Origin of the sequence: Streptomyces sp. NPDC058457, assembly GCF_042720695.1 — a bacterium.
GTDB lineage: Bacteria > Actinomycetota > Actinomycetes > Streptomycetales > Streptomycetaceae > Streptomyces.
The window spans coordinates 56,856-71,350 of record NZ_JBHXLU010000021.1; the positions used below are offsets into that span (position 1 = coordinate 56,856).

Consider the following 14,495-nt stretch of genomic DNA (forward strand, 5'->3'; position numbering starts at 1 on the left):
GCGGCGTGGGCGAGGATGTGCCCATGAGCGAGGAAACGGCCCAGGTGGCCGCTGCGATCGCAGGCGAGCTGCGGCTCATGGACCCCGAGGTGCGCGCCTCCCGGGAGCTGGCGGGTGAGCTGCTGGACCCGGAGTTCGTGGAGGTGGGCGCGTCCGGCCGCAGGTACGCGTACGAGCAGCTGCTCGCCGAACTGCCCGACAAGCCGGGCGCGTCGAAGGACGGCCCCCGGTACCAGCCGTCCGGCATGGCCGGTGTCGTCCTCGCACCGGGTCTTGTGCAGGTGACCTTCGAGGCCCGTCTCGGCGACCGGCGCTCCCGGCACAGCTCCCTCTGGCGCCGGCGCGACGAACAGAGCGGCTGGCGGATGTACTACCACCAGGCCACGACCGTTCCGCCCGGCGTCGAGTAGCGCGCCGGGCCGGGGACAGCCGTGACGGTGGTCGTGGTGGGCGCCGGGATCCTCGGCGCGTCGGTGGCGTACCACCTGGCCTGCCGGGGCGTACCCGTGACGCTGGTCGAGCGGGGGCCCGGTCCGGCCGCGGGCGCCACCGGGGACTCCTTCGCGTGGATCGGGGGCACGTCCGGCGGGGACTGGCCCGGCGGTGCCGAGGATCTGCGCCATGCGGTCCTGGCGGACTGGCGGCGGCTGGAGCGGGAGGTGCCGGGCGTCACGGTCCGCCGGACCGGCTCGCTCACCTGGCCGGTGCCGTACGGTCCCGGCGGCGGCCGGCTCTCCGAGGGACGGCATCGGGTCGGCCGCGCGGCGATCCAGGCGCTGGAGCCCCACGTACGCCCCCCGACACGGCCGTGCACACCCCGTCCGACGCGGGCGTGGACCCCGTCGCGGTCACGGCGGCGCTGGTCGGAGCGGCGCGGGACCGAGGCGCCCGGGTCGGGTACGAGGCGGCGGACGTGGCACTGCGGACGGAGACCGGGCGCGTCACGGGGGTCGACACCGCCGCCGGATTCCGTCCCGCCCGCGTCGTCGTCCTGGCCGCCGGCACGGGAGTCGTCGAGTTGGCCGCACCCCTCGGGACCGCCCTGCCCGTCGTCGGATCCCCCGCCCGGCTGCTCCGGCTGGCCGCGCCGCCGGGGCTGGTGCGGTCCGTCGTGGCCGGACCGGACTTCGAAGTACGCGAAGTGAGCGCGGGACGGCTGCTGCTGACCCGTACGAGGGCGGACGACGAAACGGCCGTCGCCGGCCTCCGCGCGGCGTTCGAGGGCGAGTTCCAGGTACTCGGGTCCCGGGTGGGCGTCCGCCCGATGCCCGAGGGCGGCCCGCTGATCGGCCCGCTCACCCCGGACGGCTCCGCGTACCTGGCCGTCGCCCACTCCGCGGTCACCCTCGCCCCCACCGTCGGCCGTCTGGTCGCGGCGGAACTTGCCACCGGGCAGGCCGCCCCCGAACTCGACAGGTGCCGTCTTCCCCGCACTTGACCCTTCACTCAAGCCTCACAGGCAACCCACAGACTCAACTCCCCGTCCTCCGGAGGGCGAGGGGCTCCCCGGGACGGCCGGGACGGCCCGTGCTCGCCATCCGAGGAGGAGGGAACATTGGTCCGTACCCGGCGCATATGGGTCATCGCGGCAGCGGTGCTCGCGCTCGCGGGAGGAGTGTCCGGCACCACCGCACAAGCTCAACAGGCCGCATCCGCGGCTGCGTCCGGCGGAAAGCTGCCGCCTGGCTGGCACATCGACCAGGGGCGGTCGGCGCCCCAGCTGGTGTGGCGGTCCGGCAGACGGGTGCCGATGGGTGACGCGCGGGTCGAATTCCGGGCGGACGGGCGGCTGTTGGGGGTGCCGAAGCCGGAGCGGGACGGGCACACCTTCCGGCTCGGTCTGGCCGGGGCACGGACGGGAGCGCTGACGGACCTTCAAGTCTGGTCCGGCGGACGCCGGTTGGACGCCCGCCCGGCCGCGTCCGCTTCCCCGGCGGCGGTCCGGCCCCCGGCGCCGCTGCCCGCCGGTCCGGTGGACCCGGGCAGGCCCGGCCCGTACCGCACGAAGACGGGCTCGTACCAGCTCAGGCCGGTGAGCCTGCCCGGGTTCCCGGTCCCGGTCGAGATGCGCGCCGTGGTGGTCGCGCCCACCGGGGTCTCCGGGGCGCGCCCGCTGGCGCTGTTCCTGCACGGCCGCCACGCCACCTGCTACGCCCCGCACGGCGGCGGGGACGACGCCTCCGGCGCCTGGCCCTGCCCGGCGGGCACGCTCCCGGTGCCGAGCCACCGGGGCTATCTGCGCGACCAACGGCTGCTGGCCTCCCAGGGCTACGTGACCGTGTCGATCTCCGCGAACGGGATCAACGGCCAGGACTGGCAGGCCGAGGACGGCGGCGCACAAGCCCGGTCGTCGCTGATCCGGCTGCACCTGGCGCACTGGGCCGACTGGGCGCGCCACCCGCGCCTCGCGCCCCCGATCGTGCGCGAGTCACCCCGCGCCGACCTGTCCCGCGTGCTGCTGATCGGCCACTCGAGGGGCGGCGAGGGCGTCAACCGGGCGGCGCTGGACAGCCTGTACCCGCCGCCGGCCGCCCAGGACGGCTATCACGGCAGGGTGCGCTGGCACATCAGCGGGACCGTGCTGATCGGCCCGACCGTCTTCGGCCAGAACCCGGTGTCGGACGTCCCGTCGCTCACGATCCTGCCGGGCTGCGACGGCGACGTCTCCGACCTGCAGGGCGAGATCTACGTCGACGGCACCCGCGCGGTCAGCAGCGGCAGGGCCCTGCACAGCGCGGTGTACGTGATCGGCGCCGACCACAACTTCTTCAACACCGAGTGGACGCCGGGACAGGCGCAGGCCCCCGCGGAGGACGACTTCTCCGACGACCCGGACCACCCGGACCCGGTCTGCTCCCCGCGGGCCGCGACCCGGCTGACCGCCGACCAGCAGCACCGGGCCGGCTCGACGTACATCGCGGCGGCGGCCCGGCTGTTCGTCGCGGGGGACGACAAGGTCCGTCCGCTGCTGGACGGTTCGGGGCGGCGGGCGCCGTCGGCGGATCCGGCTCGGGTGATCAGCCACGCGGTCGGTGCGAACCGCGGGGCCGGGTTCCTGCCGGACGGCGCGGTGACGGTGACAGGTGGCCGGCTGTGCTCGGCGGTCGACCCCGACCCGGCGGTGGCCTGCCTGGGACAGGGCGTCACGGGTGTCTCGCCGCACTTCGCGCAGTGGGAGACGGGACAGGAGGCCGGCCGGCACGCGGTCGCGCTGCACTGGACGTCCGCCGGATCCCCGACCCGGGTCCGGGTGGCACGGCCGGTCTCGCTCTCCGGTGCCGAGGCGCTCGCACTGCGGGTCTTCGTACCGCCGAACTCCCGGGGCACCGCGCTCGACGTGTCCCTCACCGACAGCCACGGCCGGCGGGCCACGCTGGGCCGGGTGCGGGCCGACGGACTGCCCGGCAGCGACCGCACCGCGTCCTACTGGGCGCGCGAGCTGCGCGTACCGCTCACCGCGGCCCGCCGGGCCGGGCTCGACCTGCGGTCCGTCACCTCCCTTGAGCTGACGCCGCGTTCGGCGTCCGGGCGGGCCTGGCTGATGGACGCCTGGGGCTGGCGGCCGGGCACCCCGGCGGTCCGCGCGGCCGTGCTGCCGCGCGTCGACGTCGGCCGGCTCACGGTCGACGAGGGCGACTCGGGCGTACGCACGTACCACGTCCCGGTGCAGGTGTCGGGGCGGGGCAGCGGCCGGGTTCGGGTGTACGTCGTCGACCCGGCGACCGGCACCGCGAAGGACCGCCTGGTCACCGTGCGGCCGGGCGGCCACGGCATCGACGTGCCGGTCGAGGTGCGGGGCAACACCCGCTACGGCGCGGACGTGCCGTACGACGTGCTGGTCAAGGCCGTCCACGGGGCCGTGGTCGGCTCCTACCGGGGCGGGCTGACCGTGCACGACGACGATCCGGCTCCCACGGTCACGGTGACCCCGCTCGCGGACCGGGTGACCGAGGGTGCGGCCCTGAAGTGGCGGATCTCGCTGTCCGCGGCCGCGGACACGGACATCGGCGCGCTGTTCGTCCCCGTCCCGGCCGGCAGCGGCGGGACGGAGCTGTCCACCAAGGACGTCGACCCGGGCTGGCTGGCCAGCGCCTCCGGCGCGGAACCGGACCCGGAACGGCCGTTGTCCCAGGTGGACGGGTTGTACCTGTGGCTGGACGTGCCCGCCGGGAAGACCGGCCTCGACGTCACCCTGCCCACCGTGCGGGACGGGGTCCGGGAACCGGCCGAGTCGGTGACCTTCCAGCAGGCGGGCGACGACGGCAGGCCGCTGCCCGGCGGTCTGGCGCTCACCGGAACGGTGCTGGACGCCTCGTAGCGGTCCGCGCGCCCTGGGGAGACCGTGGTTTCCCCAGGGCGCGGCCTTCTCAGGCGCTCAGCGTCACCCGGATGCCGACGGTGCCGTCGACGCCGCGACGCAGCCTGCTGCCGAGGAGGGTGAGCCGGCCGGTGATGCCGTACTTGCGGGCGATGAGGCCGCGGTAGCGGGCGGTGGTGGCCGCGTCGGCGATCTCCGCGGTGGCCGCGACCGGGTCGCCGGTCGGGCGGCCGCGCAGGTCGCAGGCGCCGACCTTGACGTCGGCGCGGCGCCGAATGCGCTTGACCTTCCAGGAGTCGGCGGTCGTCCAGACGCCGAGCGTGTCCCCGTCCCGCACCACCCACACCGGGGTGGGGACGGGGGTGCCGTCCTTGCGGTAGCTGGTGACCAGCAGGTACTTGCCGGCGCCGAGCCGGTCGAGGGCCGTCCGGGTGTTGTCGTCCATGCCCGGAGTCTAGGCGGAGTCGCACCCCGAAAGGGGCGGGGGGAACTGCGCGACCAGCCACGACGACGCCGCAGTCGGTAGACGGCATATCGCGGTACTTCCCGCGAGGCGCTCAGGTGGCCGCACTCCGGTCGAGCAGCTCGAGATACCTCCGCGCGAACAGATACGCATCGCCGGGCCAGCGGGCCGAGAGATAGGTGCCGTCCTCCACGACGAAGGCATGCGTGTCGTCGGTCGCGGTGCCGCGCCGGGTGAGAGTGCGGGGGCCGCGCTCGAACCGACCCGCCGGGTCGTCGAGCGCGGCGCGCACCTCGTCCTCGACGTAGGCGGGGTAGGTGCGGTAGTAGCGGCCGAGGCGCCAGGCAGTGGTGAAGTAGGCGGTGCGCTCCATGTACTTGGGCAGGCAGGTGGTACGGCGGCCGGACAGGACGCTGCGCCCGGTGGCCGGGTCCCGGGTGCGGGCGAGGACGAGGACGCCGTGGCAGATCGCGCCGACCGGGCGGCCCAGCGCCCAGAACTTCCGTACCTGGTCGCGCAGTTCGGGCGAGCCGAGGTACTGGCGCATGCCGGGCGCGTGTCCGCCGGGCAGCACCAGCCCGTCGAAGCCGGTGACGTCGAGGTCGGCCCAGGCCACGGTGGCGGTGAACTCCGGTGCGGCGGTGAGCTGTTCGTAGCACCGCCGGGGTTCGTCCGCGGCGCCGAGCTGCCCGAACAGGACGCCGGTGAGCAGCCGGGGGTCGGCCGCGGGCCGGGTGCCGGCGCGTTCGGTGGCGAACACGACCTGATGACCGGCCCGGGTCAGCTCCCGCCAGGGCACGGCCACCTCGGTCACGTCGAAGTCCCGGTCAGGAAGGGGCATCAGCACACGCATACGGCCATGATGTCAGCCGGGCGGCCACGCCTCACGCGAGCGCCGCGGCCATCCGCCGTACCGCCTCGGTGATCACCTCGGGCGAGGTGGCGAGGTTGAACCGGACGTGCCCGGCGCCGCCGGTCCCGAAGGGGATGCCGGAGTTCACGGCGACCCGGCCGCGCTCCAGGAAGACCTCGGCCGGGTCGTCGCCGAGGCCGAGGGCGCGGCAGTCCAGCCAGGCGAGGTAGGTGGCCTCGGCGGGTCGGTACCGGATGCCGGGCAGGTGGCGGTCGAGCAGCCCGGCGAGCAGCTGCCGGTTCTCGTCGAGGCCGGTGCGCAGGGCGTCGAGCCAGGCGGTGCCGTCGGTCAGCGCGGCCGTGTGGGCGATGACGCCGACATGGCTCGGGCCGTGGCTCACCTCCTCCGGCAGCCGGGCGAGGTCGGCTGCGGCGCCGGGTCCGGCGAGGGCGAGCGCGGCCTTGAGGCCCGCGAGGTTCCAGGCCTTCGACGCGGACATCAGCGACAGCCCGCGTTCGGCGCCGGGCACGCTCAGGTACGGCACGAAGTCGACGCCCGAAGCCGTCAGCGGGGCGTGGATCTCGTCGGCGACGACCCGGACGCCGTACCGCTCGGCGAGGTCGGTGACGGCGGTGAGCTCGTCTGCGGTGTGCACGGTGCCGGTCGGGTTGTGCGGGCTGCACAGCAGATAGCCGGCGCGCCCGCCGCCGAGCCCGCGGAACGCCGCCTCCAGCACGTCGGGGTCGATACGCCCGCCGGCGCCGAGCGGAGCCTCCACCACCCGGCGGTCCATGTTCCCGACGAACTGGTAGAACGGCGGGTACACGGGCGAGTTGACGACCACCGGGTCACCCGGCCCGGTGACCAGTTTCAGCATCTCGACCACGCCGAGCATCACGTCGGGGACGATCGCCGTGCGCGCCACGTCGAGCCCGTCCCAGCCCCAGCGTTTCGCGGCGAACGCGGCGAGCGCCTCGGCGTAGGCGGTGCCCGCCGGGTAGCCGGTGTCGCCGAGTTCCATCGCGGCCGTGACCGCGCGGACGACCGGTGCGGCGAGCGGCACGTCCATCTCGGCCACCCAGACCGGGAGCACGTCCTTGGGGTAGGTGCGCCATTTCATGCTGGTACGACATCGCAGCCGGTCGAGGGTGAGGGCGCGCAGCGGGTTCGGTTCGCCCGGATTCTCCTGCGGGATGCTGGTCATGGGCTCAAGATAGGCGGCCGGGGCGGACCCGGGAACGAGGCGTGCGGCCATGCCGTACTGCCACGGGATCGTAAAGATCACCAACGCTGTGAACACCCTGCGGGCCGCCCACGTATGGAGAGCAGGGCGCTCGACGACCGGAGGGCCCCGCGGTGCAGGCACCGCGCGTTCGGGGTTCGGGAGCCATGGATGAGGCACGCACGACGACGGGTCGTCCGGCGCGGTACACAGCTGGCGGCGGTCGGCGGACTCCTTCTGGGAGGCGCCATGGTCACCACGGCCATGGCGAGCGAGACTCCCGGGACGTCCGCCGTCCCGTTCAGTTCCGGCTCCGCGACCGAGGCCGGTAACGCCGGTGCCGCGCTGGTGGCCAAGCTCGGCACGGCCCGCACGGCGGGCAGCTGGATCGGCGCCGACGGCAAGCCGGTGGTCGCGGTCACGGACGCGCAGGCCGCGGCGATGGTGAAGCAGGCGGGCGCCGAGCCCAAGATGGTGTCGCACAGCATGAACGAGCTGAAGGCGGCCACCGCCACGCTGAAGGCGGCGCCGCGGGTGGCCGGCACCGCGTGGGTGGTGGACTACAAGACCAACCGGGTGATGGTGGAGGCCGACAGCACGGTCTCCGCCTCCGACTGGTCGGACCTGAGCCGGGTCGCCGCGGGCATCGGCAGTTTCGTGCAGATGCAGCGCTCCGAGGGGACGTTCACCACCCGGCTGAACGCGGCGCAGCCGATCCTGTCGACGGGCGGCCGCTGTTCGGCGGGGTTCAACGTCACCAACGGGACGACCGACTTCATCCTCACCGCCGGTCACTGCGGTCCCGCCAACACCATCTGGTTCGACGACAGCCAGGGCAACCAGCAGCTGGGCACCACGATCAACACGCAGTTCCCGGGCAACGACTTCTCGCTGATCCAGTACGCGTCCGGGAAGGCCGGTGACAACGCGGACGTGGTCGCCATCGGCAACGGCCAGGGCGTGCGGATCACGGGGGCGGCCGATCCGACGGTCGGGCAGAAGGTGTTCCGCAGCGGCTCCACCAGCGGGCTGCACGACGGCACGGTGACCGCGCTCAACGCGACCGTCAACTATCCGGAAGGCACGGTCACCGGGCTCATCCAGACCAACGTGTGTGCCGAACCGGGCGACAGCGGGGGTCCGTTGTTCTCCAACGGCATCGCGCTGGGGGTCACCTCGGGCGGCAGCGGTGACTGCACCACGGGCGGGGTGACGTTCTTCCAGCCGGTGACGCGGGCGATGGCGGCGCTGAACGTGCAGCTGATCGTGACGAAGCAGGCCGCCGGGAGCCAGAGTGCCGCGCCGGCGCCGTCCGCGTCGGCCAACCACAGCGCCATCGCGCCGAGCGCGGCCTCGCCGGGTTCGACGGCGCCGGTCACCGGGGAGGACACCAGCCTGGTCGCCCGCCTCACGGACACCCGGAACGTCGGTCCGGGCCTGCTGGTGATCGGGGGCAGTCTGGTCGCGCTGGTCGCGACCCGCTACATCCGCGCGGAGCAGGACCGCAAGGCGTACCAGCGCTACTACTCGGCGACCTGGGGCTGACAGGGGAAAGGGGCCTCGGCGAGGTCCTACGAGAAGGGCACCCGTTCCGACGGGTGCCCGGGACGGGCGGTCAGGCCGCCTGGTCCGGCTGCTACGGGGTCGCTGCCGCCCATTCGAGGACGAGCCGCTGGTACTCCTCGCGCTGCTCGGTGCTCAGTGTCCCGCCCGACCGGAGCCACAGGGCCCGGATCTCCTCGTTGACCTCGTCGGCCGATCGCTCGGTGACGGCTTCAACAGTGGTGGACATGGTGTGAAGCATATGCCGGTCGGCGTGAAGGCGCCGTGAGTAAGTACGACCGATACGGGCATATCGGACCGTGTTACTCATCACGTCAATGTGTCAAGGGAAAACGGGAGTTCGATGCGGTGCGGAACCGGCTGCCCGAACGGAAACGGCAGTTCAGCCGCCCGCCCCGCCGAGCACCAGCACCTGGATCGCCAGTACGGCGGCACCCCGCGCCCAGTCGTGGAAGTCGGAGACCTTGGTCTCCAGGCCTATCGGGGCGGCGAGCGGATGCCGGTGGGCGCCGACCGCGTCCCGCACCGCGTCGCCGGCCACTTCCATCAGGCCGACCCCCTCTCCGGCCAGCAGGATCTTCTGCGGCATGACGAAGTTGGCTATCTGCGCGAGCAGCGTGCCCAGCGCCCGGCCGGCCTCGCCGATCACCCGCGCGGCCATCGGGTCGCCCGCGGCGGCACCGGCGAGGATCTCCTCGTAGGACGCGTCCCGGCCGGTGGCGGCCCGGACCTGGTAGCGGATGCTGGGGATGGTGAGCAGCGACACGGCGCTGCCGCGCTCGCCCTGCGGGGTGAGCGGGCCCTGCGGGTCGATGATCCAGTGCCGCCCGAAGCCGCGGTCCTCCTCGGCGCAGGGGACCCGCTTGCCGCCGAGCACCAGGCCGTAGCCGATGCCGGCGCCGATGGTCAGCACGACGAAGCGGTCGAGTCCGCGGCCCGCGCCGAACCAGGTCTCGGCCTCGACCAGGGCGGCCACGTCGTTCTCCACGACGACCGGCAGCCCGGTGCGCTCCCGGACCAGCCCGGCCAGCGGGACGTCACGCCAGCTCAGGTAGGGCGACTCGCCGACCACCGCGTACTCGCGCACGAACCCGCCGACGCCGATGCCGATGCCCGCGACCGCGGGGTGGCGGCCGGCGAGCTCGGCGGTCATGGCGGCCAGCAGGTCGGCGACGTACTTCGGGTCATGGCTGGCGAGCGGCCGGTCGAGGCGGGCGACGATGTCGCTCCTGAGACTGGTGACGACGCCGTAGACCATCTCGTCGGTGATCTTGAAGCCGAGGAAGGACCGGGACTCGGCGACCACGTCGAGCGGCTGCGAGGGGCGCCCCTGGCGCGCCTCCGCCGGGGCGCCCGTCCAGGGGGCCTCGACGAGCAGGCCGGACTCGATGAGCGGCTTGGTGAGGCGGGTGAGGCTGCCCTGGGAGAGGTTCAGCCGGCGGGCCAGCTCGGTGCGCGACAGCGGGCCGTGGACGAGCACCTCGATCGCCACGGAGCGCTCGCCCGCGCTCAGCGGCAGCCAGTTGGCGGCAGGGGTCATAGGGGGTCTCTCGATGGTTTTCTTCTGCGATGGAAGCAAGGGAGTCAACCCTATGCCGGTACCGTGCTCCCAGGAAGACCAGTGTGCGCCCCTTGACGGCAGAATTCTTTCGTGACGAAAGTAAGGGAGCCCCAAAGGGAGCCCAGACGTGAGATCCAACCAGTGAAGGGCACGTACCAATGACGTTCTCGCTCGGCATCGTCGGCGCCGGTCAGTTCTCCGGCCAGTTCGCGACGCTGTTCCAGGCCCATCCCGGCGTCGGCGACGTGTACGTCACCGACCTGCTGCCCGAGCGGGCGGAGAAGCTCGCCGCCGCCCAGGGCCTGGCGGGCACCTTCCCGTCGTACGAGGCCATGCTGGAGTCCGATGTCGACGCGGTCGCGATCTTCACCCAGCGCTGGACGCACGGCCCACTGGTCCTGCAGGGGCTGAACGCCGGCAAGCACGTGTACTCCGCGGTCCCCATGGCGATCACGGCCGAGGAGATCGCCGCGATCATCGACACGGTCAAGGCGACCGGCCTGACCTACATGATGGGCGAGACCAGCCAGTACAACCCGGCGACCGTGCACGCCCGCAACCAGATCGCCGAGGGCGCCTTCGGGCGGCTCTTCTACGCCGAGGGCGACTACGTCCACGACATGGACCTCGGGTTCTACGACGCCTACCGCTACAGCGGCGGCGAGAACTGGAAGGCGACCGCCAGCTATCCCCCGCTGCTCTACCCGACGCACGCGGTGGGCGGGGTGCTCGGGGCCTGGCAGACGCACGCGGTGAGCGTGTCGGCGATCGGCGTGGTCGACGACCGCGGCGACGGCGTCTTCGACAAGGAGGTCAGCCAGTTCGGCAACGACGTGTCCAACGCGACCGCGCTCTTCGAGGTGGCGGGCGGCGGTTCGTTCCGCACGAACGAGTTCCGGCGGGTGGGCTACCCGTCGCACATCCGTGAGTCCCGCTTCCGGTTCTTCGGCACGGAGGCGAGCATGGAGCAGCTGGCGACGGTGGCGCTGTGGCAGGACAAGAAGGGCGTGCAGGACATCAGCGAGCTGCTCGAACCCAAGCCCACCATGTCTCCTGACGACCCGTCCCTCCAGCACATCGCGCCGGAGCTGCGGGCGGCCTTCACCTCCGGGTCCGCGCCGGTGCACGACCGGGCCCGGCTGCCGCGGGAGTTCGACGCGCTGCACAACGGGCACGAGGGCAGCCACCACTTCCTGGTGGACGACTTCGTGACCGCCGTCAACACGCGCGGCCTGCCGTCGGTCAACGCCTGGGTCGCGGCCCGCTACACCCTGCCGGGCATCATCGCGCACGAGTCGGCGCGGCAGGGTGGGGCCAGGCTGGAGATCCCGGACTTCGGGGACGCCCCGGAGAGCTGAGCCGAAACCGCGGGCCGAAACCGCCGGCCGGGGCCGGGTGCCGTCAGGTGCCCGGCTTGCGGCCGTACACGTAGACGTCGTCGCCGGTCTTCAGCAGCGACCAGTACTTCTTGGCGTCCTTCGTGGTCATGTTCACGCAGCCGTGCGAGCCCGGCGGGTTCCACATGCTGAGGTTCACCGAGTGGAAGGCCTGGCCGCCGTCGAAGAACTGGCTGTAGGGCATCGGCACGTTGTAGACGGACGAGACGTGGTCGATGTCACGCCAGTAGATCTTCTTCAGACCGGTCCGGGTCTCGTACCCGTCACGGCCGGTACGGACCGGCACCGGGCCGTAGACCAGCCTGCTGCCGTCCTGGATCCAGCTCAGCTGGAGCGTGAGGTTGACGCAGGCGATGCGTCCCTTGTTCGTCGGGCACTTGCCGTCCTTGTTGGGGTTGTTCCCGACGGCCTTCTGCTTGTTCATCAGGTCCATCACGCCCCAGGTGACGGGACCCGCGTACCCGACGGCGGGCGTGATGCCGTGCTTGTTCTGGAACGCCTGGATCGCCTTGCAGTCGGCGGTGGACTGCTTGCCGTCGACCGGCCGCCCGAGGAACTTCTCCACCTGCTTCTGGTACGGCCCGGCCTGCGTGGTGCAGCTCGCGGCCTGCGCCGGAGCGGAGGTGAGGGCGAGTGTGAGCGGCGCCACCAGCCCGGTGACGCCGAGCACGACGGCACTTCGTCTGCGTATGTCCCCCATATGACGTCTGTCTCCTTTTATCTGTCCTGCGGTCTCGTCGTACTGGACCTGCCGATGCACGGCATTGGTTGTAGCCCTGGTCAGGCTGTGACGAAACGGTTAACTTCGCCGCCGCGGCCGCCGCGGCCGGCATCGGTCCACCTACCCGGAAGTGGACCGCGCCACAGCATCGTGGCCGACCTAGTCTGCGGGTCATGCATCCCGCGCTCGCCGACGATCTCGCCCGGCTTCCCGAACTCCTCCAGTCCGCCCGCGACGTGGCCGCCCGTGCGGCGACCGGGTCGGCCGAGCGGCCGGTGGCCGCGCCCGGGCCCGCACCCGCGCGGGCGCCGCTGCCCGAGCGGGGGGAGGGCGGTGACGGCGCGCTGGCCCGGTTCACCGAGCGATGGGCGCCGGGGATGTCCGCCTCGGCCGGGCCACGTTACCTCGGTTTCGTCACCGGCGGTGTCACGCCCGCCTCCCTCACCGGCGACTGGCTGACCTCGGCCTACGACCAGAACCTGTCCGGGGACGCCGGCTCCTGGGGCGCCGCCCTGGAGCGCGAGACCGTGACCTGGCTGGCCGGACTCTTCGGACTCGGCGACGCGCACAGCGGGGCCTTTGTGACCGGGGCCACGATGTCGAACACGGTCGGCCTGGCGATCGCCCGGGAGTGGCTCGGCGAACGGCTCGGGGTGGACGTCTCCCGGGCGGGGGCCGCCGCGCTGGGCCCGGTCGACGTGCTCTCCGGCAGCCCGCACTCCAGCGTGGGCAAGGCGCTGTCGGTGCTCGGCATCGGGCGGGACCGGCTGCGTCCGGTGCCCCTGCTGCCCGGCAACCGGGAGGCGGTGGACGTGACCGCGCTGGACGCGGCGCTGGCCGGGCTGGCCGGGCGGCCCGCGATCGTCGTCGCCAACGCGGGCACGGTGAACACCGTCGACTTCGACGACCTGCGGGCGATCGCCGCGCTCAGGGAGCGGTACGACTTCTGGCTGCACGTGGACGCCGCGTTCGGCGCCTTCGCCGCCCTCTCCCCCGCCCACGCCCCGCTCGTGGCAGGTCTCGACGCGGCCGACTCGGTCTGTGTGGACCTGCACAAGTGGCTCAACGTCCCCTACGACGCGGCCGTCCAGTTCACCCGCCGCCGCGACCTCCAGGTGGCCGTCTTCCAGAACGAGTCCCCGTACCTGGGCCCGCCCACCGGCACTCCGGACTTCCTGCACCTCACTCCGGAGAACTCCCGCCGGATGCGGGCGCTGCCGGCCTGGTTCGCGCTGACGGCGTACGGCCGGGACGGGCACCGCGAGATCGTCGAGCGCAATGTCGCCGAGGCCCGCCGCCTCGGCTCCGGCATCGGGGAACTCCCCGCACTGCGCCTCCTCGCCCCGGTCCGGCTCAACGTCGTCTGCTTCACCCTCGCCGCGAACCCCACGCAGGAGCGGGTGGCCGCCCTGGCCAGGTCGGTCGCCGCGTCGGGGGAGGCGTTCCTGACGCCGACGGTGTACGGCGGGGTCCCGGCGCTGCGGGCGGCGTTCAGCAACTGGCGGACCACCGAGGACGACACCCGGCGCGTGCTGGCCGTGCTCGCGGCCGCCTCAGCGGCTCTCTGACCCGCGCCGGGCCTCCCGGTGCGGCCGCAGCGCCGCGTGGAATCCGCCGTGCACGGCGGTGAGTCCGCCGTCGACACGGAGGGTGGTGCCGGTGATCCAGGCGGCGTCGCGGGAGGCGAGGAAGGCGACGGCCGCGGCGACGTCCTCCGGTTCGCCGACCCGGCCGAGCGGGTACAGCGGCCGGAGGGCGGCGAGTTCGTCCTCCCGGTCCGCCCAGGCCGAGGTGCGGACCGTGCCGGGCTCCACCAGGTTGACCCGGACCCCGCGCGCGGCCGCGTGCCCGGCGAGGGTGCGGGTCAGCGAGACGAGTCCGGCCTTGGCGGCGCTGTAGGCGTGGTTGCCGAAGTCGGCCTCGGCGTTCACGGAGCCGATGCTCACGATCGCGCCCCGTCCGGAGGCCACCAGGTGCGGAAGGGCGGCGCGGCAGCAGCGGTGGACGCCGGTGAGGGTGACGTCGAGGTCCAGGGCCCACCCGTCGTCGGGCTGGTCCTCGAAGAGGGGGACGTCCGGGGTGCAGTGCGCGGCACAGTTCACCAGGACGTCGAGCGTGCCGAAGACGTCGACGGCACGGGCGACGGCGGCCTCCACCGAGTCCCGGTCGGCGACGTCGCAGGCGAACGCCGTGACCGCCAGCCCCTGTTCGCGCAGCGCGGCCGCCGTCCGCTCCGCCTCCGGCAGGTCCCGGTCGGCCGCCAGCACCTGTGCGCCCTCCTCGGCGAGCCGGCGGGCGACGGCCGCGCCGATGCCGCGGGCCGCGCCCGTGACGAGAACTCCGTGTCCGGCAAAGCGATCGAGTCCGGTCATGACGACGACCGTACGGGCCGGACGA

General features: G+C 73.3%; 13 protein-coding genes and 1 pseudogene. 7 read left to right on the forward strand and 7 right to left on the reverse strand.

The window, feature by feature from the left end; all coding sequences use genetic code 11:
• The first annotated feature begins 23 nt into the window (after nucleotides 1-23).
• From ACFWPS_RS18910 to ACFWPS_RS18925, 4 genes and pseudogenes are all read left to right on the forward strand, one after another.
• Nucleotides 24-410 (forward strand): DUF4440 domain-containing protein, encoded by a 387-nt coding sequence (locus tag ACFWPS_RS18910; RefSeq protein ID WP_383706443.1) that lies wholly within the window; start codon nucleotides 24-26, stop codon nucleotides 408-410.
• 63 nt (nucleotides 411-473) lie between these two features.
• Nucleotides 474-644 (forward strand): annotated as a pseudogene (locus tag ACFWPS_RS18915) (FAD-dependent oxidoreductase); the annotation flags it as partial.
• Between the two features lie 164 nt (nucleotides 645-808).
• On the forward strand, nucleotides 809-1,438 hold the full coding sequence (locus ACFWPS_RS18920) for an NAD(P)/FAD-dependent oxidoreductase (RefSeq protein WP_383706445.1): 630 nt from the start codon (nucleotides 809-811) through the stop codon (nucleotides 1,436-1,438).
• A gap of 117 nt (nucleotides 1,439-1,555) precedes the next feature.
• Complete coding sequence (locus tag ACFWPS_RS18925) at nucleotides 1,556-4,318, forward strand: hypothetical protein (RefSeq protein WP_383706447.1); 2,763 nt, start codon at nucleotides 1,556-1,558, stop codon at nucleotides 4,316-4,318.
• A gap of 49 nt (nucleotides 4,319-4,367) precedes the next feature.
• Here ACFWPS_RS18925 and ACFWPS_RS18930 read toward each other — a convergent pair whose 3' ends face one another.
• The 3 genes from ACFWPS_RS18930 to ACFWPS_RS18940 form a co-directional block, all read right to left on the reverse strand.
• A complete protein-coding gene (locus ACFWPS_RS18930) occupies nucleotides 4,368-4,763 on the reverse strand; it encodes a PPOX class F420-dependent oxidoreductase (RefSeq protein ID WP_383706449.1) in 396 nt (131 codons plus the stop codon).
• Nucleotides 4,764-4,875: 112 nt separating this feature from the next.
• Nucleotides 4,876-5,634 (reverse strand): type 1 glutamine amidotransferase domain-containing protein, encoded by a 759-nt coding sequence (locus ACFWPS_RS18935; protein ID WP_383706451.1) that lies wholly within the window; start codon nucleotides 5,632-5,634, stop codon nucleotides 4,876-4,878.
• Nucleotides 5,635-5,665: 31 nt separating this feature from the next.
• Nucleotides 5,666-6,838: a MalY/PatB family protein gene (locus tag ACFWPS_RS18940; RefSeq protein WP_383706453.1), complete on the reverse strand. Its 1,173-nt coding sequence runs from the start codon at nucleotides 6,836-6,838 to the stop codon at nucleotides 5,666-5,668.
• Between the two features lie 189 nt (nucleotides 6,839-7,027).
• On the opposite strand from ACFWPS_RS18940, the gene ACFWPS_RS18945 reads away from it, so the two are divergent.
• The gene (locus ACFWPS_RS18945; protein WP_383706455.1) at nucleotides 7,028-8,401 is read left to right on the forward strand and encodes a S1 family peptidase; all 1,374 of its coding nucleotides are present in this window, start codon (nucleotides 7,028-7,030) and stop codon (nucleotides 8,399-8,401) included.
• A 91-nt stretch (nucleotides 8,402-8,492) separates the two neighbouring features.
• Here ACFWPS_RS18945 and ACFWPS_RS18950 read toward each other — a convergent pair whose 3' ends face one another.
• Both ACFWPS_RS18950 and ACFWPS_RS18955 read right to left on the reverse strand, forming a co-directional pair.
• Nucleotides 8,493-8,648 (reverse strand): hypothetical protein, encoded by a 156-nt coding sequence (locus tag ACFWPS_RS18950; protein WP_167450010.1) that lies wholly within the window; start codon nucleotides 8,646-8,648, stop codon nucleotides 8,493-8,495.
• Nucleotides 8,649-8,801: 153 nt separating this feature from the next.
• Nucleotides 8,802-9,959 carry an ROK family protein gene (locus tag ACFWPS_RS18955; protein WP_383706457.1) on the reverse strand — a complete coding sequence of 386 codons (1,158 nt, stop codon included), beginning with the start codon at nucleotides 9,957-9,959 and terminating at the stop codon, nucleotides 8,802-8,804.
• Between the two features lie 179 nt (nucleotides 9,960-10,138).
• Here ACFWPS_RS18955 and ACFWPS_RS18960 point away from each other — a divergent pair, with 179 nt between their 5' ends.
• Entirely contained in the window at nucleotides 10,139-11,338 is a 1,200-nt protein-coding gene (locus ACFWPS_RS18960; RefSeq protein WP_383706459.1) for a Gfo/Idh/MocA family protein, read from the forward strand.
• A gap of 43 nt (nucleotides 11,339-11,381) precedes the next feature.
• Here the strand turns inward: ACFWPS_RS18960 and ACFWPS_RS18965 are convergent, their stop codons facing one another.
• Nucleotides 11,382-12,077: a L,D-transpeptidase family protein gene (locus ACFWPS_RS18965; protein WP_383706461.1), complete on the reverse strand. Its 696-nt coding sequence runs from the start codon at nucleotides 12,075-12,077 to the stop codon at nucleotides 11,382-11,384.
• Between the two features lie 194 nt (nucleotides 12,078-12,271).
• Here ACFWPS_RS18965 and ACFWPS_RS18970 point away from each other — a divergent pair, with 194 nt between their 5' ends.
• Nucleotides 12,272-13,666 carry a pyridoxal phosphate-dependent decarboxylase family protein gene (locus ACFWPS_RS18970; protein WP_383706463.1) on the forward strand — a complete coding sequence of 465 codons (1,395 nt, stop codon included), beginning with the start codon at nucleotides 12,272-12,274 and terminating at the stop codon, nucleotides 13,664-13,666.
• On the opposite strand, the gene ACFWPS_RS18975 is transcribed toward ACFWPS_RS18970, so the two are convergent.
• Nucleotides 13,652-14,470 (reverse strand): SDR family NAD(P)-dependent oxidoreductase, encoded by an 819-nt coding sequence (locus ACFWPS_RS18975; RefSeq protein WP_383706465.1) that lies wholly within the window; start codon nucleotides 14,468-14,470, stop codon nucleotides 13,652-13,654. The two genes, ACFWPS_RS18970 and ACFWPS_RS18975, sit on opposite strands and share 15 nt — an antisense overlap.
• Nucleotides 14,471-14,495: the final 25 nt, after the last annotated feature.